Annotated in this window: 3 protein-coding genes (1 of these 3 running past the window's edge); 2 read left to right on the plus strand and 1 reads right to left on the minus strand. The window is 68.3% G+C overall.

Translation table 11 applies throughout. From position 1 onward, the window contains the following. Positions 1-18,495, plus strand: partial view of a non-ribosomal peptide synthase/polyketide synthase gene (locus ACFTWF_RS16285; RefSeq protein ID WP_378462233.1) — the 3' portion only. The gene continues 12,528 nt to the left of window position 1, outside the view; the window shows 18,495 of its 31,023 coding nt (coding positions 12,529-31,023); the start codon falls outside the window, past its left edge; it ends in the stop codon at positions 18,493-18,495. A 519-nt stretch (positions 18,496-19,014) separates the two neighbouring features. On the opposite strand, the gene ACFTWF_RS16290 is transcribed toward ACFTWF_RS16285, so the two are convergent. Next, positions 19,015-19,353, minus strand: coding sequence for an RNA polymerase-binding protein RbpA (locus tag ACFTWF_RS16290; RefSeq protein WP_124393463.1), 339 nt, complete (start codon positions 19,351-19,353; stop codon positions 19,015-19,017). 172 nt (positions 19,354-19,525) lie between these two features. Here ACFTWF_RS16290 and ACFTWF_RS16295 point away from each other — a divergent pair, with 172 nt between their 5' ends. Further along, positions 19,526-19,858: a hypothetical protein gene (locus tag ACFTWF_RS16295; RefSeq protein ID WP_378462234.1), complete on the plus strand. Its 333-nt coding sequence runs from the start codon at positions 19,526-19,528 to the stop codon at positions 19,856-19,858. The last annotated feature ends 194 nt before the right edge of the window (positions 19,859-20,052 follow it).

Here is a 20,052-nt window from a genome sequence, read left to right on the forward strand (position 1 = left end):
GCGCGCGCGAACCAGCTGGCCCGGCATCTGATCGCGCTGGGTGTGGCCCCCGAAACCCGAGTGGCCGTGGTGATGCGACGGTCGCTGGAACTGGTCGTCGGAATCTATGCAGTACTCAAGGCCGGTGGTGCATACGTGCCGGTCGATCCCGATCACCCGACGGAGCGAACGAATTACGTACTCGCGTCGGCGCAGCCGGTGTGCGTGCTGACCACCTCGGCCGACCGACCGGACCTGCCGAACCGGATCCCCGTGTCGGCCCTCGACACTCTCGACCTCTCGGGTGTCTCTGCGGTGCCGTTGACCGACGCCGAGCGTATCGAACCGTTGCGGCCTGCACACCCTGCGTACGTCATCTACACCTCCGGCTCCACCGGCAAGCCCAAGGGGGTCGCGGTACCGCATGCGGCCATCGTGAATCAACTGCTCTGGATGCAGTCGGAGTACGCACTCACCGATCGGGATGTGTGGTTGCAGAAGACCGCAACCACATTCGACGTGTCGTTGTGGGGATACTTCTGGCCCCTGCAGGTGGGTGCCACGATGGTGCTGGCCACTCCGGACGGGCACCGTGAGCCTGCCTATCTGACTCGGGTCATCGACGAGCATGCGGTGACGGTCACCGATTTCGTGCCGTCCATGCTCGACGTATTCGTCGCGGCCGCCGCCGTGGGGTCGTGCCGTTCGCTGCGGCATGTGTTCGTCATCGGCGAAGCGCTGCCGCCCGCGACCGTCCTGCGCTTCCGGGAACTCTCCGAGGCCGGACTGCACAACCTGTACGGGCCCACCGAGGCCGCAGTATCGGTGACGTATTGGAAGACCGGTCCAGCCGACACCACGAGTGTGCCGATCGGTGGTCCGGAATGGAACACACAGGCCTACGTGCTCGATTCCCGGTTGCATCCCGTTCCGGTCGGCGTTCCGGGGGAGCTCTACCTCGGCGGTGCTCAGCTCGCACGCGGATACCTCGGCCGCGTCGATCTCACGTCCGATCGATTCGTCGCGAACCCGTTCGGACGCACGGGTGAGCGCATGTACCGCACCGGCGACCTCGTGCAATGGACGTCGGCAGGAGCGCTCGTCTACATCGGACGTACCGACTTCCAGGTGAAGTTCCGTGGTCAGCGCATCGAACTCGGCGAGATCGAGACAGTGCTCCGATCACACCCGGCGGTCACCGGTGCCGTGGTGTCGGTGTACTCCGACACCACTGTGGGCGATCATCTGGTCGCGTACGTAGTCGGAACACCGGGCGAGCTGGACGTTGCGGAACTCCGCCGACAGGCTTCGGAGTCCCTGCCGTCGTACATGGTGCCGTCCGCGATCACAGTGCTCGCCGAGTTCCCGCTGAACACCAGCGGGAAACTGGATCGTAAAGAATTGCCCGCTCCTGAATTCCACGGGAGTGCAACCGAGTACATCGCGCCGCGAAATGAGGCCGAGCGCACGGTCGCGACAGTGTTCGCCGACGTGCTCGGTTCGGGCCGGGTCGGCGCGCAAGACAACTTCTTCGACCTCGGCGGCAATTCGCTCTCCGTCACACGAGTGGCGGCGCGGCTCGGTGAGTTGTCGGGCACCGGACTCTCTGTGCGCGATGTGTTCACCGCGCCCACGGTCGCGGAGTTGGCTCTTCGTCTCGCCGCGCCCACGGCCGCAGGAGACGCGCGCCCGGTGCTGGCCGCGGTGCAGCGACCGGCCCGGATACCGCTGTCACCGGCGCAGCAGCGGATGTGGTTCGTCAACCAGTTCGACCCGGCCTCGCCGGCGTACAACCTGCCGCTCGCGGTCCGCATGTCCGGTGCTCTCGATGTCGCAGCGCTGGCGCGGGCACTCGACGATGTAGTCGGACGTCACGAGTCGCTTCGTACAGTTTTCCCCGATACCGAAGGCGGACCCGTCCAGGTCGTCGTGCCCGCGGCGGACCTCTCCATGCCCCTCGGGTTCGTGGACGTACCGGAGGACGAGCTGGATTCTCGGATGATCGCATTCGCGTCCCGCGGGTTCGACGTGTCCGTGGACCTGCCGGTGCGGGCCACGCTGTTCCGTACCGGTCCCGGCGAACATGTCCTGGCGATCACGCTGCATCACATCGCCGCCGACGGCTGGTCGTTCGGACCGCTCGGCGGGGATGTCATGACCGCGTACGCGGCCCGATCAGAGTCCCGAATTCCGGAGTGGATTCCACTCGCGGTCCAGTATGCCGACTACAGTCTGTGGCACCGGGCGGTGCTCGGCAGCGAGGACGAGCCGGAGTCTCTCGCCCGACGCCAACTCGAGTACTGGACACGGACGCTCGACGGTCTCCCGGACGAGCTGAAACTCCCCTTCGACCGCCCACGCCGAACCGAGCAGTCCTACGCCGGGGGATCTGTGGGCTTCGCCATCACCCCAGAGATCCACAGCGGCATCGAGCGGTTGGCGCGTGAACACGGAGCTACGGTCTTCATGGTGGCGCATGCTGCGTTCGCGCTCCTGTTGGGCCGACTGTCCGCGTCGGACGACATCGCCGTCGGAGCGCCGATCGCCGGACGTGGCGAACGAGCTCTCGACAACCTGGTCGGAATGTTCGTCAATACGCTCGTGCTCCGCACGCGCATCGAGACCGCCGAGACGTTCGCCGAGTTGCTGACGCGGGTACGCGACGGCGACATCGGGGCATTCGGCCACGCGGACCTCCCCTTCGAGCGTCTCGTCGACGTTCTCGACCCTGTGCGGACGTCCGCACATCACCCGGTCATCCAAACTGCGCTGTCGATGCAGCCGACGGCAATCGACGACATCGAGCTCCCCGGACTCCGGGTGCGCGTCGAGGACATCGACGCGCGTGTCGCGAAGTTCGACCTACAGCTGACACTGGGCGAGAGCATCGATCCCGCGGGCGTTCCGTCGGGTATTCGCGCGGAGTTCACCTACGCCACAGACTTGTTCGACGACATTACTGTGCGCCGGTACGCGGTGCAGCTCGTGAGAATCCTCGAAACGGTGATTGCAGACCCGACCACGGTGGTCGGCGACGTGAATCTCCTCGACGACGCCGAGAGGGCCCGCCTGGCGCCGGTTCGCGGGCCTGCGAGTCGACGTGCTCGACTGCTGCCGGACGTTCTGGCCGAGTCGGCGGCCGACCCGTCTGCGTCGGCGCTCGTCTTCGGCGACCGTTCGATGACCTACGGAGAACTGGACCGGCGATCCAACCTCTGGGCGCGCGAATTGATCGAGGCCGGAGCCGGCCCCGAGACGTTCGTGGCCGTCGCGCTCGCCCGCTCGATCGAGTCGGTTCTCGCCGTCTGGGCCGTTGCCAAGACAGGTGCCGCGTTCGTGCCGGTGGATCCGAACTACCCAGCCGAACGGATCGCACACATGCTCGGCGATTCGGGGGCCGCGCTCGGCCTGACGACGACCGAGTTCCGAGCCGGATTGCCCGACTCGACATCGTGGCTCGTGATGGACGATCCCGACCACACTGCGCTGGTGGCGTCCCATTCCTCGGCCGCGGTGACAGCGGCCGATCGTCTCGGACGGATGCACGCGAACCAGCTCGCCTACCTCATCTACACGTCCGGATCCACCGGACTGCCCAAGGGCGTCGCCGTCACGCACTCGGGGCTCGCCAACCTGCTGGCCGAGCTGGCCGACGAGTACGAGCTCACCGCCGACGCCCGTACCCTGCATTTCGCATCACCCAGTTTCGACGCCTCCGTGTTCGAGTATCTGATGGCCTTCTGCAGGGGCGCGACGATGGTGGTCGTTCCCCACTCGGTGTACGGCGGTACGGAGCTCGCCGAACTCCTGGGCGAGCAGCGAGTCACACACGCCTTCATCACACCGGCCGCGTTGGCGTCCGTCGACCCCACGGGACTCGATGAACTCGCCGTCATCGTCGTCGGCGGAGAGGCCTGGGGTTCCGACCTCGCCGAGCGTTGGGTACCGGGGCGGGCACTGTTCAACGGATACGGGCCGACCGAGTCCTCGATGATGGTGACGCAGAGTGGACCGCTGACGCTCGGCGAGCGGATGACCATCGGCGCTCCGGTGCGCGGTGTCGAGGCCTTCGTTCTCGATGCGCGGCTGCATCCTGTACCCCCCGGTGTGCCGGGGGAGCTGTATGTATCGGGGCCGGCGCTTGCCCGCGGCTACCACCAGAAATTCGGTCTCACCGCGGAGCGTTTCGTCGCGAACCCCCACGGTGCACCCGGTCGGCGGATGTACCGTACCGGCGACCTCGTCCGGTGGGTCGAGTCCCGCACCGGGACCTACGTCATCGAATACGTCGGGCGCAGCGACTTCCAGGTGAAGATTCGCGGATTCCGGGTGGAACTCGGTGAGATCGACTCCGCGTTCCGAGCGCATTCTGCGGTCGGATTCGCCGCGACCGTCGCGCACGACACCGAATCCGGCGTCACAGCACTGGTCACCTACGTCTGTGCTGCGTCGGGGAACTGCGTCGACGTGGACGACCTGACCGCATTCGTCGGCGGGGCGTTGCCGGCGCACATGGTCCCCGGTTCGATCATGGTTCTCGACTCGATCCCGCTGACACCGGCTGGGAAGCTCGACCGCCGTGCCCTCCCCGCGCCCGTGTTCGTGAGCCATACCCGATTCACGGCACCGAACACGGCGGACGAGCTCGCCGTCGCCGCAGCGTTCGCGGATGTGCTGGGCGAATCACGAATCGGAGTGGACGACAACTTCTTCGCTCTCGGTGGCAACTCGTTGTCCGCCACCCAGGTGGTTTCCCGGGTCGGTTCGGCGTTCGGCACCCGTGTCTCCGTTCGCACGCTGTTCGACAATCCCACTGTGCGTGAACTTGTGTCCGCAGTGGCCACGTCGGGGACGGACGCGTCCTCGGGGCGGCTCGCGCTGACGCGGCGCGAGCGTCCCGGACGGATCCCGTTGTCGCTGGCGCAGCAGCGGGTCTGGTTCCTCAATCAGTTCGATCCTTCGTCGTCTGCGTACAACATCCCACTCGCACTGCGGATGTCGGGCCGGATCGACGTCCCGGCTTTGCGTGCAGCGCTCGGTGACGTTCTCGAACGTCACGAGTCGTTGCGGACCGTGTATCCGGGTTCGGCGGACGGTGCGCATCAGGAGATCCTGCCGGCCGCCGCCGCAGAATTCGATCTCACACCGATCCGAACCGCGCCGGACCAGCTGATGCTCCGGATCGCCGAGTACGCTGCCGCCGGTTTCGATGTGACCCGGGAGATCCCGTTCCGAATCCACCTGTTCCGGGAGAATCGTTCCGAACATGTGCTGCTGCTCGTCGCGCACCACATCGCTGCAGACGGATGGTCGTTCGGTCCGCTCGCCGCCGACGTGATGGCCGCGTATGCATCCCGGGTGGAAAGGCTGGCGCCGTCCTGGGAGCCGCTCCCTGTCCAGTACGCCGACTACAGTGTGTGGCAGCGGGACCTGCTCGGCGCCGAGGACGATCCGGACAGTCTGTCCGCCAAGCAGATCGAGCGTTGGCGTGCCGCTCTGGACGGTGCGCCCGAGGCAATCGATCTGCCTACGGATCACCCTCGTCCGGCGGTAGCGTCGCACCGCGGCGAACGCGTGGACTTCGTGATCGATGCCGACACCCACCGGGGGCTGGTCGAGCGCGCCCAGAAGGGCGGCACCACGCTGTTCATGGTCGTTCATGCGGCGTTCGCGACGCTCTTACACAGGCTCAGCGGCAGCACGGACATCGTGATCGGCACACCCGTCGCCGGCCGCGGCGACGAGGGACTCGACGCGCTCGTCGGAATGTTCGTGAACACCCTGGCCTTGCGCACACGGATTCACCCCGGCGAGAGTTTCGGCGCTCTCCTGGACCAGGTGCGCGATGTCGATCTCACGGCGTTCCAGGACACAGAGGTTCCCTTCGACCGGCTCGTCGAGATCCTGCGTCCCACCCGGTCGTCCGATCGGCACCCGCTGTTCCAGGTGATGTTCGCCTTCCAGAATCTGCGACCGGTCAAGCTGGAACTGCCGCAGTTGGTGGTGGAGGCCGTCGACTTCGATCCCCACATCGCGAAGTTCGATCTGGATCTGGCGCTCGCCGAGGTCGTGGACGACGCCGGTCACCACCACGGGATCTCCGGTGCCTTCACATTCGCATCGGAACTCTTCGAACGGGGCACCGTCGCGGGATTCGCGGACCGATTCCTGCGGATCCTCGAGGCGGTCGCTTCCGCCGACGACATCGCCGTCGGCGATATCGCCATCCTGGGTGCGGCCGAGCAACAGTCTCTCGCACCGGTGTGGGGCGGGCCGCTTCTCGCGAACGCCACCCTGCCCGAGCTGCTCGTCGCGACGGCGGAACGGTATCCGGACTCGACTGCGGTCGTCTTCGACGGCGTCTCGATCGATTACCGTGAGCTGGACAGGCGATCGACGCAGCTGGCACGTGCGCTCATCGGGACGGGCGTCGGCCCGGAAACCTACGTCGCAGTGGCCTTGCCGCGCTCTGTCGAATCGGTGCTGTGCGTGTGGGCCGCTGCCAAGACCGGTGCGGCCTACGTTCCGATCGACCCCGCGCATCCGGTGGACCGTATCGCGCACATTCTGCGGGATTCGGGTGTCGTCGTCGGTGTCACCTGCGCCGAGTTCGCCGACACCCTCCCCGGGGTGACAGACTGGCTCGTACTCGACGACCCGGAAGTGCTCCGCGAATTGTCGTCGGCGAGCACGGCGCCGGTCGGGGATGCGGATCGCATCTCCGCTCTGGACATCGATCATCCCGCTTATCTCATTTACACGTCGGGTTCGACGGGACTGCCCAAGGGCGTGGTGGTGTCCCACCGCGGTCTCGCGAATCTCGCCGGCTCGTATACCACCGCAGTGCGGGCCACCGAGGAGTCCCGGGTCGCGCACCTCGCGTCGCCCACATTCGACCTGTCCGTCCTCGAACTGCTTCTGGCCCACACTTCCGGGGCCGCGCTGGTGGTCTGCCCGCCCGGTGTGTACGGCGGCGTAGAGCTACACGAGGTGTTGCAGTCCGAACGCGTCACGCACATGACCATCACGAATGCTGCTCTGGCGTCGGTTGAGCCGGAGGGATTGGACGATCTGTGCTCGATCGTCGTCGGCGGCGACGCCTGCCCACCGGAGACGGTGGCGCGATGGGCGGACCGACTCGAACTCGTCAACGGGTACGGACCCACCGAAGTGACGGTGGGCGCCACGTTCAGCTCGGTGCTCTGCCAGGGCCGAGACATCACCATCGGCGGGCCGCTACCCGGGGTCGCCGCCGTGGTTCTCGATTCGAGGTTGCGGCCCGTGCCGGTCGGCGTCGTGGGAGAGTTGTATCTGCTGGGACCGGCTCTGGCACGCGGGTACCATGAGCGTGCCGCGCTCACGGCACACCGCTTCGTGGCCAGTCCGTTCGAGGCCGCCGGTGCCCGGATGTACCGCACCGGTGACATAGTGCGCTGGCGCGCAGTACATTCCGGTGTGACCGGCAGCATGACCGACGGAACTCTTCCCGGACATGCGATCGAATACCTCGGCCGCTCCGACCATCAGGTCAAGGTTCGTGGACTTCGTATCGAACTCGGCGAGATCGATGCCGCCCTCAACGCACATCCCGACGTCGAATTCGCTGCCACTCTGGGTTACGAGTCGCCGTCGGAAACACGACTGGCATCGCACGTGCTCGTCGGTGCGGGCGCCGACCGTGATCCGGCCGCTCTGCTCGCGTTCGTGCGTCAGGCATTGCCGGGGTACATGGTCCCGTCGGCGCTGGTGTTCCTGGACACCATCCCGCTCACCCCGAATGGCAAACTCGACCGGGGCGCCCTGCCCGCGCCCGACTTCGGCGCCGCAGCCAAGGAGATCGCGTACAGGGCGCCGCGGAACCCACTGGAGCAGTCGATCGCGGATGCGTTTGCCGAAGTGCTGGGCGGTACGGACATCGGTCTCGACACGGATTTCTTCGATGCAGGCGGTAACTCGCTCTCCGCGACCCGGGTGACCGCCCGGGTCGGCGCCCTGCTCGACATTCGGGTCACGGTGCGTGACATCTTCGAAGCCCCGACCGTCCTCGCGCTGGCAGATTCGTTGGCGCCGCGAATGTCCATGGTCGCCGACGGCGTTTCCGCCGGACCGGCTCTGGTGCCGCAGCCGCGTCCCGACCGGATCCCGCTGTCGCTCGCGCAGCAGCGGATGTGGTTCCTCAACCAATTCGACACCTCGTCGGCGACGTACAACCTGCCCGCAGCGGTCCGGCTGACCGGATCGCTGGACCGGACGGCGCTGACCGCGGCGATCGAGGATCTGATCACCCGGCACGAATCGTTGCGGACCGTCTTCCCGGATTCCCGCGGCGGGCCGCACCAGGTGATCCTCGAACCCGGCGAGTTCAGTCCCGAGACGGCGCCGGTCCGGGTGAACGAAGCCGCCCTGCACGCCGACCTCGGGGAGTTCCTCCTGGCCGGGTTCGACGTGTCCCAGGCGGTGCCGCTGCGGGTCAAGGTGTACTCGCTCGGCGACACCGAGCACGTCCTCGCCCTCGTCGTCCACCACATCTCGGCCGACGGCGCCTCGATGGAACCGCTGATCCGGGACCTGATGATCGCCTACGCCGGCCGCGCCGCGGGCCGGGCACCCGCCTGGGCGCCGCTGCCGGTGCAGTACGCCGACTACGCGCTGTGGCAGCGGCAGGTGCTCGGCGACGAATCCGATCCGGGCAGCCTCGCCGCCGCGCAACTGCAGTACTGGACGCAGGCGCTCGCCGGCGTCCCGGATCAGCTGTACCTGCCGGGTGACCGGGTCAGGCCCGCCGCCCCGTCCCACCGCGGCGCGGCCACGCGGTTCACCCTCGACGCGGACACGCACCGGGCCCTGACCGAACTCGCGCGGGCACACGGCGCCAGTCTCTTCATGGTCGCCCACGCCGCACTCGCCGTGCTCCTGGGCCGCCTCAGCACCACCGCCGACATCACCGTCGGCACCGCCGTCGGCGGCCGCGGCCGGGTGGAACTCGACGACATCATCGGGATGTTCGTCAACACCCTCGTCCTGCGCACGACCGTGGACCCCGGAATGTCGTTCGCGGCACTGCTCGAACAGGCCCGGGACGTGGACCTCGAGGCGTTCGCCCACGCGGACCTGCCGTTCGAGCGGCTCGTCGAGGTCCTGAGCCCCGTCCGCTCCACGTCGCACCATCCGCTTTTCCAGGTGGCGCTCGGCGTGGAGGCGGTGTCGGCCGACCGACTCGAGCTGGACGGGCTGTCGGTGGAACCGGTGGAGGCCCCGGCGAGCATCGCCAAGTTCGACCTGCACTTCACGCTCACCGAGCGGCTCGGCGTGGCCGGCGAGGCAGGCGGCATCGACGCCGAACTCGTCTACGCGACGGACATTTTCGACGAAGACACCGCGGCCGAGTACGCGATACGCCTGCACCGGATCTTCGAGGCGGTGGTCGCCGACCCGCACCGGCCGGTCGGCGACATCCCCGTCCTGAGCGACGAGGAGTACGCGGCCCTCACCCCGGTTCGCGGCGCCGAGGCCCGGCCGGTGCAACTGCTGCCGGAGATCCTCGCCGACGCCGTTGCCGCCGCACCCGAGGGGCCTGCGGTCGTCTTCGAAGGCGAGATCCTGTCGTACCGCGACCTCGACGAACGGTCGAACCAGCTCGCCCGGTTGCTCGTCGATCGGGGGGTGGGACCCGAAACCCGGGTCGTGCTGGCGTTGCCCCGGTCGTTCGAATCCGTGGTGGCCGTGTGGGCGGTGGCGAAGTCCGGTGCCGCCTTCGTTCCCGTGGACCCCGGATATCCCGCCGACCGCATCCTGCACATGGTGCAGGACTCCGGGGCGATGGTCGGGCTCACCGTCTTCGCGAAACGGGACCTCCTCCCGGACTCGGTCCGGTGGATGCTGCTCGACGACCCGGCACTCGAGGTGCGCTGCACCCACGAATCCCGGTTGCCGCTCACCGACCGCGACCGCATGCGGCCGATCCTGTCCGATCAGGTGGCGTACGTCATCTACACGTCGGGATCCACCGGCAGGCCCAAGGGAGTCGCGGTCACACATCGTGGCCTGATGAACCTGGTGACCGACGAACGGGAGCTCCTCGGCGTCACGTCCGGTTCGCGGACACTGCATTTCGCGTCCCCGAGCTTCGACGCCTCGGTGTTCGAGATGCTGATGGCACTCGGCGCGGGAGCGACGATGGTGATCGCGCCACCCACCATCTACGGCGGTTCGGAACTCGCGGAACTGCTCGCCGCCGAACGCGTCACCCACGCGTTCTCCACACCGGCGGCGCTGGCGTCGGTCGACCATCACGGGCTCGACGACCTGGCCGTGGTCGTGGTCGCCGGTGACGTGTGCCCGCCGGAACTGGTTGCCCGCTGGGCTCCCGGACGCCGCATGGTCAACGCGTACGGTCCCAGCGAGGCGACGATCATGTCGTCCATCACCGAACCGCTCCGGGCCGATGAACCCGTCACGATCGGCGGCCCGAGCCGCGGAGTGCGGGCACTCGTGCTGGACGGGCGGCTGCGTCCGGTGCCGGTGGGTGTGCCGGGCGAACTGTACGTCGGGGGACCGAGTCTCGCCCGCGGATACCTCGGCAGGCCGGGACTGACCGCCGAACGATTCGTCGCCGACCCGTACGGGGAGCCCGGCGACCTCCTGTACCGCACCGGCGACCTCGTGCGGTGGCGGGAGAACCGCGTCCTCGACTTCGTCGGCCGCACCGACCACCAGGTGAAGATCCGCGGGTTCCGGATCGAACTCGGCGAGATCGACGCCGCGCTCACCGCGCACCCGCAGATCGAGTACGCCACCACGATCGGCTACGAGCACCCGAACGGGGAGACGTCCCTCGTCGCGTACGTGCTGCCGTTCACCGGCGAGAACGTGGACCGGGTGGAGGTCGCGAACTTCGTCGGCCGCGCCCTGCCCGCCTACATGGTTCCCGCATCGGTCACCCTCATCGACGTGCTGCCCCTCACCCCGGCGGGCAAGCTCGACCGGACGGCGCTGCCCGAACCGGTCTTCGCGGCGGCAGCGCGGGTCTTCGAGGCGCCGCGGAACCCGATGGAGCTGATCGTCGCCGGCATCTTCTCGGACATCCTCGCGTTGCCCGAAATCGGCATCCACGACAGCTTCTTCGACCTCGGCGGCAACTCGCTGCTCGCCACCCAGGTGGTGTCCCGGATCAACGCCGCCGTCGACGTCCACGTCGGTGTGCGCGAGGTGTTCGAATCGCCGACCGTCGCCGCCCTCGCGGCCCGGGTCACCGAAACCACCACCCACGGGGTGCACCGCCCGGCGCTGGCGGCGCGGCCCCGGCCCGAGCACATTCCGCTGTCGCCGGCGCAGCAGCGCATGTGGTTCATCAACCAGTTCGACACCGCCTCGCCCGCCTACAACCTGCCCGTCGCGCTCCGGCTGTCGGGTGCGGTGGACGTGCGCGCCATGCAGATCGCCATCGCCGACCTCGTCGGCAGGCACGAGGCGCTGCGGACCGTCTACCCCGATTCCGCCGACGGGCCGCACCAGGTGATCGTGCCCGCGGGTGACGCGGTGCCCGACCTGACCCCGGTCCCGGCACACCCCGACGACATCCTCGAACGGGTGACGGCACTCGTGACGACCGGCTTCGACGTCACCGCGGACGTGCCGCTGCGCGCGCGGATGTACCGCGTCGGCGCCGACGACTACGTCCTCGTGATGGTCGCCCACCACATCTCCGGCGACGGCTGGTCGCTCGCCCCGCTGGCGCGCGACGTCATGCTCGCCTACACCGCCCGCGCCGAGGGACACGTTCCCCGCTGGACACCGTTGCCGGTGCAGTACGCCGACTACGCCCTGTGGCAGCGCGACCTGCTCGGCGACGAGGCCGACCCCGATTCGGTGGCCACCGCCCAGATCGCGTACTGGACCCGCACCCTGGACGGTCTACCGGATCGGCTCGCGCTGCCGGCCGACCGGCCGCGGCCCGCGGTCGCGTCCCACCGCGGCGGGCACGTGCCGTTCACGGTCGATGCCGACACCCACAGGGCCCTGCTGGCGCTGGCGCGGAGCCGGAACGCGTCGCTGTTCATGGTGATGCACACCGCGCTCGCGGTGCTGCTCGCACGACTGAGCAACGAATCCGACATCGCCGTCGGCGCTCCCATCGCGGGCCGCGGCGAGGAGTCCCTCGACGAACTCGTCGGCATGTTCGTCAACACGCTGGTCCTGCGCACCCACGTCGATCTCGCGAGTTCGTTCGTGGACAGCCTGACCGTTGCCCGCTCGACCGACCTGAACGCGTTCGCGCACTCCGACATTCCGTTCGAGCGCCTCGTCGACGTACTGAACCCGGTGCGCTCCCGCGCGCACCACCCGCTGTTCCAGGTGGCGTTCTCGTTCCAGAATCTCGCCGCCACCACCCTCGCGCTACCGGGGCTGCACGTCGAAGGGCTCGACGTGCCGAACTCGATCTCCAACTTCGATCTGCATCTGACGCTGTCGGAGAAGCACGACGTCGACGGAACCCCGGACGTGATCGAGGCCCAGTTCACCTACGCCACCGATCTCTTCGACGAATCGACCGTCCGCACGTTCGCGGCACGCTTCGTCCGCATTCTCGAATCGGTCGTGCAGAATCCGGACGCCGCGGTCGGTGCCATTGACCTCCTCGACGGCAGCGAGCGGCACGCCGTACTCCACGGGTTCAACGACACCGCCGTCGACCTGCCGCCGACGACGCTCGCCGAACTGTTCTCCGCCCAGGCGGCGCGCACCCCCGATGCGGTGGCGGTCTCGTTCGACGGTCTCGAACTGACCTACACGCAGTTCGACCGCCGCGTCGATGCGCTCGCGCACCGGTTGATCGATCTCGGGGTGGGTCCGGAATCCGTGGTGGGTCTGGCGATGAGCCGGTCGATCGAACTGCTGCTGGGGATGTACGCGGTGCTGCGGGCCGGCGGCGCGTATCTGCCGATCGACCTCGCCCATCCGGCGGAGCGCCTCGCGTACGTCCTGGACGCGGCGCGACCGGTGTGCGTCCTGACGACGTCCGCGGACGCCTTCGCCGCTGAAGGTGTCCGGGTGATCGACATCGACACCCTCGATCTCACCGGCCGCCCGCACGGACCGGTGACAGACGCGCACCGGCTCGCGCCGCTGCGGCCGGAGAACACGGCGTACCTGATCTTCACGTCCGGTTCCACCGGCAAGCCCAAGGGTGTCGCGGTGTCGCACGCCGCCGCCGCGAACCAATTGCGCTGGAAACAACACGAATACGCGCTCGACACGACCGATGCTGTGGTGCAGAAGACGCCGGCCACGTTCGATCTGTCGGTGTGGGAACTGTTCTGGCCGCTCACCGCCGGAGCCCGCCTCGTCATCGCCCGGCCGGACGGCCACCGCGACCCGGCGTACCTGGCCGACCTCATGCGTGAGCAGCGCGTCACGACAGCACATTTCGTGCCGTCGCTGCTGGACGCCTTCATGGCGACTCCGGGCGCGGGGGAGCAGCCGGCACTGCGCCGCGTGTTGTGCATCGGCGAGGCGCTGCCCGCCGACACCGCCACCCGCTTCGGCCGACTGTTCGGCGGGGTCGCGCTGCACAACCTGTACGGGCCCACCGAGGCCGCCGTCTCGGTGACCGCCTGGACGCACACCGGCACCGAGACCGACAGCATTCCGATCGGCGGCCCCGAATGGAACACCCAGGTGTTCGTGCTGGATGCCCGGCTGAACCCGGTTCCAGTCGGGGTGGCGGGCGAGCTGTACCTGGCCGGCGACCAACTGGCCCGCGGCTACGTCGGTCGCACCGACCTGACCGCCGAGCGCTTCGTCGCCCACCCCTTCGGTCCGCCCGGCGCGCGGCTGTACCGCACCGGCGACGTGGTCCGCTGGAACGTCCGGGACGGGAAGGGTGCCCTCGACTACCTCGAACGCTCCGACTTCCAGGTGAAGGTCCGGGGCTTCCGCATCGAACTCGGCGAAATCGAGTCCGCACTCGTGGCGAGCCGGGCTGTCGCACAGGCCGTGGTGATCGCCCACCAGGATCCGCACACCGGGACCGCCCTGATCGGGTACGTCGTCCCCGACGACGGCGCCACGGTCGACCCGGCCGTGGTGCTGGCAGAGGTGGGCGGCATCGTGCCGAGCTACATGGTGCCCGCTGCCCTCGTCGTGCTCGAGGCACTGCCGCTGACACCCAACGGCAAACTGGACCGCAAGGCCCTGCCCGCCCCCGACTTCGTCTCGGCGACAGTCGAATACCGTGCTCCCTCGACGGCCACCGAGGAGGCTGTCGCCGCGGTGCTCGCCGACGTGCTCGGCGTCGAACAGGTCGGGGCCGCCGCGAATTTCTTCGACCTGGGCGGCAACTCCCTCGTCGCCACCCGGGTGGTCGCCCGGTTGTCGGAGCGGCTCGGCCGCCGTGTGGAGATCCGCTCGCTGTTCGAGGCCCCCACCGTTTCCGCACTGTCGGCACTGCTGGATTCGCTCGACGCGACCGCCGCGCGGCCGGCACTCGCGCCGGCGGTGCGCCCCGAACACATTCCGCTGTCGTCGGCGCAGCACCGGATGTGGTTCCTCAACAGGTTCGACCCGGACTCCGCCGTCCACAACATCCCGGTGGCCGTGCGACTGTCGGGCGCCCTGGACGTCGACGCACTCGAGCACGCGCTCACCGACGTCGTCGGCAGGCACGAGTCGCTGCGCACCGTGTACCCGGACTCTCCCGACGGCCCGCAACAGGTGATCCTGCCCGTCGGCCGGAGCGGGGCCGACCTGTCGGTGGTGACGACCGACGAAGCGGCGCTGCCCGCCCAGATCGCCGGCCTCGTGACCGCCGGTTTCGACGTCACCACGGAAGTTCCGGTGCGGGTGCGGATCTACCGGCTGTCGGCGACCGAACACGTGCTGGTCCTGGTGGTGCACCACATCTCCGGCGACGGCTGGTCGATGGCGCCGATGGTCCGCGACGTGATGACCGCGTACGCCGCACGCGCTGCGGGTGCCGCTCCGGGCTGGGCGCCGCTGCCGGTGCAGTACGCCGACTACGCACTGTGGCAGCGGGAACTGCTCGGGGACGAGGCCGATCCCGAATCCGTGGCGGCACGGCAACTCGGGTTCTGGACGCGCACCCTCACGGGCATGCCGGGTCAACTGGACCTGCCGGCCGACCGGCCGCGTCCCGCGGTCGCGTCGTATCGAGGGGGCACCGTCGACTTCACCGTGCCGACCGATCTGCACAGCCGCCTGCTCGGCGCGGCGCGGGACGCGAACGCCTCCCTGTTCATGGTCGTGCACTCCGCGCTGGCGGTACTGCTGAGCCGACTCGCCGGAACCGGTGACATCGCCGTCGGCACCCCGGTCGCGGGACGCGGTGAACGCTCACTCGACGACCTGATCGGCATGTTCGTCAACACGCTGGTGCTGCGACAGCAGGTCGACGGCGACCGGACCTTCGCCGAACTCGTCGCCGACGTTCGGGAAACGGACCTGGCCGCCTTCTCCCATGCGGACGTGCCGTTCGAGCGTCTGGTGGAGGTGATCAACCCGGAGCGGTCCACCGGGCGGCACCCGCTGTTCCAGGTGATGCTCGCCTTCCAGAACCTGGACCAGTCCACCCTGGAACTGGGCGACCTGTCGGTGAGCGGCGTCGACTTCGACGCCGACATCGCCAAGTTCGATCTGCAACTGACCTTGATGGAGCAGTTCGATTCCGACGGTCGGCCGGACGGGATCGCGGCCCGCCTCACATATGCCTCCGACCTGTACGACGAGTCGTCCATGCGCGTGTTCGGCCAACGGTTCCTGCAGGTTCTGCGGGCGGCCACCGACAGCCCGGACGCCGCGGTCGGCGACATCGACATCCTCGTCAGCGGCGAGCAGAAGCAGATCGCCGGCACCAACGCCACCTCGCACGACGTACTGTCCGGCACCCTGGCCTCGCTGTTCGACACGAGGGTCGCCGCGGATCCCGACCGGATCGCGGTGGTGTTCGACACGGACGAGCTGACGTACACCGAATTCGACGACCGCGTCAACAGGCTGGCGCGCCGCCTGATCGAGCAGGGCGTTGGTCCCGAGTCGGTGGTAGCGGTGGCGATGCGCCGGTCCGTCGATCTGCTGGTGTCGATCTATGCGGTCGTGAAGGCCGGCGGCGCCTACCTCCCGGTCGACCCCGATCATCCCGCCGACCGCACCGCGTACGTGCTCGACACCGCGCGACCGGCGTGCGTGCTGGTCAGCGGCGACACCCGCCCCGGCACGGACACGATCCCGGTCATCGACGTCGCCGCCGAGGATCTGTCCGGCTACGACGGCGCACCCGTCACCGACATGGACCGGTTGTGGCCGCTGACCGCCGCGAACACGGCGTACGTGATCTTCACGTCCGGTTCGACGGGAAGGCCGAAGGGGGTCGCGGTCAGCCATGGTGCGATCGTGAACCGCCTGCTGTGGATGCAGCACGAATACGCGCTGACCGGCGAGGACGTGGTGTTGCAGAAGACGCCGGTGACGTTCGACGTGTCGGTGTGGGAGTTGTTCTGGCCGCTGCAGGTGGGGGCGTCGCTGGTGATCGCCGCGCCGGACGGTCACCGCGATCCGCGGTACCTGGCGGGGCTGGTACAGGAACGTCACGTGACGACCATGCATTTCGTGCCGTCGATGTTGTCGGTGTTCGTGTCGGAACCGGCTGTGGCGGTGTGTGATTCGTTGCGGTTGGTGTTCTGTTCGGGGGAGGCGCTGACGCCGGAGCAGGTGTCGCGGTTCCGGGCGGTCTGTGGTGCTCGGTTGCACAATTTGTATGGTCCGACGGAGGCTGCGGTCGATGTGACGTTCTGGGAGACCGGTGAGTCGGACACACTGTCGGTGCCGATCGGTCGTCCGGTGTGGAACACGCAGGTGCATGTGCTCGACGGGCGGTTGCATGCGGTGCCGAACGGGGTGGCGGGCGAGTTGTACCTTGCGGGCGATCAGTTGGCGCGCGGCTATCTGAATCGGGCGGAGCTGTCGGCGGACCGGTTCGTGGCGAATCCGTTTGTCGCGGGTGGGCGGATGTACCGGACGGGGGACCTGGTGCGGCGTCGTGGGGATGGGGCTCTGGAGTATGTGGGGCGTACGGATTTCCAGGTGAAGGTGCGGGGGCAGCGGATCGAGTTGGGGGAGATCGAGGCGGCGCTGGAGACGCATCCGGGGGTGTCGCAGGCGGTGGTGACGGTGCACCGCGACGACCGCGGCGAGGAGGCCCTGGTGGCGTATCTGGTGGGACGCCGCCCGGCCGACTGGTCAGCTGTGCGGGCGCACCTGTCGGCCCGTGTTCCGTCGTACATGATCCCGGCGCACGTCGTGCACCTGGACGCCCTGCCGCTGTCGGTGAACGGCAAACTCGACCGCACGGCGCTGCCCGCGCCCGTCCGGTCCTCGGCTGCCGACTACCAGGCCCCGCGAACGGCGGCCGAGCGTGCCGTGGTCACGGTCTTCCAAGATGTCCTCGGTGTCGACCGCGTCGGAGTGGACGACAGCTTCTTCGACCTCGGCGGCAACTCGCTGATCGCCATCCGGGTCGCGTCCGCGCTCGGCGTCGAATTCGGCACCGACTTCCCGCTGCAGTGGATGTTCACCGACCCGACTCCGCGGTCGCTGGGACAACGCGTCCAGCAGGGCGCACCCGACGGTGCGCGGGATGCGAACGGGTCGCTCGACGTGCTTCTCCCGATCCGCACGCGAGGGACCGCCGAACCGCTGTTCTGCGTGCATCCGTTCATCGGGCTCGCCTGGAGTTACGCCGGTTTGAGCCGCGAGCTGACCCAGGATCGGCCGATGTACGGTCTGCAGTCGCCCGCACTCACCGAGGACGGTCCGAGTCTCGAGACGATCGCCGACTTCGCGGCCCGCTACGTGCGGGAGATCCGTTCCATCCAGCCGCACGGCCCGTACCACCTGCTGGGCTGGTCGCTGGGCGGCGTCATCGCCCACGAGATGGCGGTGCAGTTGCAGGGCGCCGGCGAAGAGGTCCGCCTACTCGGTCTGCTCGACAGTTACGTCGGACTCGACCGGAACGTGGAGAACGCCGCGACTACCGCGGATCTCCTCGGCGGTATGGGCCTCGACCTCCCGGACCCGGGGGTTCTCGACGAACTCGCGCCGGGCGGACGGTTCGACGCCGAGCGGGCAGTGGCGTTGCTGCGTGTCGTGGGAGGCCCGCTGGCCGCCCTGACCGCGCCGCAACTCGACCGGATCTACGGCAGCGCACTCCGCGCCCCCGATCTGATCGACGCCCACCGACCGCGGGAGTTCGACGGCGACCTGGTGTTCTTCACCGCCGCCCTGGACGACGGATTCCACGTCGACCCGGTCACCTGCTGGGGTCGGTTCGTGCGCGGGACCGTTGTCGAACATCCGGTCGATGCAACGCACTGGACGATGACGACACCGGACGCGCTCGCCGCGATCGCGCCGCATCTGGAGACGGCGAGCCGTCGTCCGCGGCATGCCGCCCCGGACATCGATCCCGACGGCAGCGAGAACCGGCCGCATTCGGTGCGTTGACCGACTCCTCCGCCGCTTCACAGACCGGGAGGTTTGGTTTGGGGTCTGTTGGGGGAATACCACGTCCAGGGAGCGGTTGTAGTGAAAATGGGCGGTTGATCACCCGGAATGTCGTGGACGTCCTACCGGGCGAGGGTTCAGGGTGCCGATTTCATACCCCAGGTGTGAGATTTGGTGGAAGAGAAGACCAAACCCTTGACTCCGCCGTACCGAATAGTAGATTGAGAGCGGTCATGTGACCTACCTCTCATACGGTGTGGAAGCCCGAGAGGTCGGTCATACGTGGTTTCTTCGACTGCGTGTTCGGGGCGTGACGCTCGGTGCTTGGTGTGCGGTGCTTGGTGTGCTCGGAATGTAACGCTCCCGCGTTCAGCAGATCGGAGTACGTGTATGAGTCCTGTCGAGACGGTGACCACCCCGGAGATCTGCGGAGGGGCGGGCAACGCCGGCTTGCCCCGGATGCGGCGAACGCCGCCCCGGCAGAGCCGAGACGGCGTTCGTACGGTTCGGTGGCCTGTGTCAGGCTCCGCGGCGCTTCGCCTTCAGCAGGTCGAGGCGCTCCTTCAGCAGTTCTTCCAGTTCCTCCTTGGAACGACGCTCCAGCAGCATGTCCCAGTGGGTGCGCGGCGGCTTGACCTTCTTGGCCTCGGGCGCGGTGCCCTCGACCAGGGTTCCCTCCAGGCCGTTCCGGCACAGCCACGTGCCGGGGATCTCGGCGTCGTCGGCGAACGGGATGTCGAAGATCTCACCGTTGTCGCACCGGTACTTGGCCATCCGCCGGGGCGCGAGGTCGTGGTCACGGTCGGTCTCGTAGCTCACCGCTCCGAGTCGACTCCCTCGAAGTACGCGATCTGCCATGGTTGTGTCCTCTCCTCGATCGTCTCCGCGCGAGCACGCCTGGACCAGCACCAAGCGTTCACACTCATCTACAACGCCACGGCCTCCCGATTGGTTCCCGCACGCCGCGCAGATGCAACCTCGACATCTTACCGGGCGGGCGTCGGGTCGCCGCGCAGTAAGGTGGTCGACCATGACCGGCGCTTCCCGCAGACCCGATTCCTGTGTGTGGTGCGGGCGGGAAGTGGCGGAGTCGGGGATGGGGCGGCGCCGCCGATATTGCCGCCAGTCCTGCCGGCAGCGCGCGTACGAGCAGCGCAGCCAGGTCAAGGGCACGAGCATCCCCGCCGACGCGGTGGTCCTCACCTCGGAGGAAGCGTCCGCCATGGTCGACCGAATCTTCCAGGTTCGATGTGCCGCCGAGGACGTGGCGACAGCCGTTGCCGAAGGTGCGGCGGCCCATGAGGTGGAGTCCCTGTGCGCAGACCTCGTGCACCTCGCACGTGAGGCCGAACGCTTCCGCTGAGCCTCGCACCGAGGCGGGGGAGCGGAGGGCGCACACTGCTCGACCGGTCCGGACCGGGCTGCCGTCGCGGATCGACGGTGATTCCGAAACGAACATCACGAATCGACGCACGCCGAGCCCACACGTACAGCACGATCAGTACAGCGTGGGAGACCGGCGTCGGTTGGTCCGTCTCACGCGCAAGACTTGCGCAT

It is taken from the genome of Rhodococcus sp. NPDC056960, from assembly GCF_042674125.1.
In the GTDB taxonomy this organism is placed as follows: domain Bacteria; phylum Actinomycetota; class Actinomycetes; order Mycobacteriales; family Mycobacteriaceae; genus Rhodococcus_F.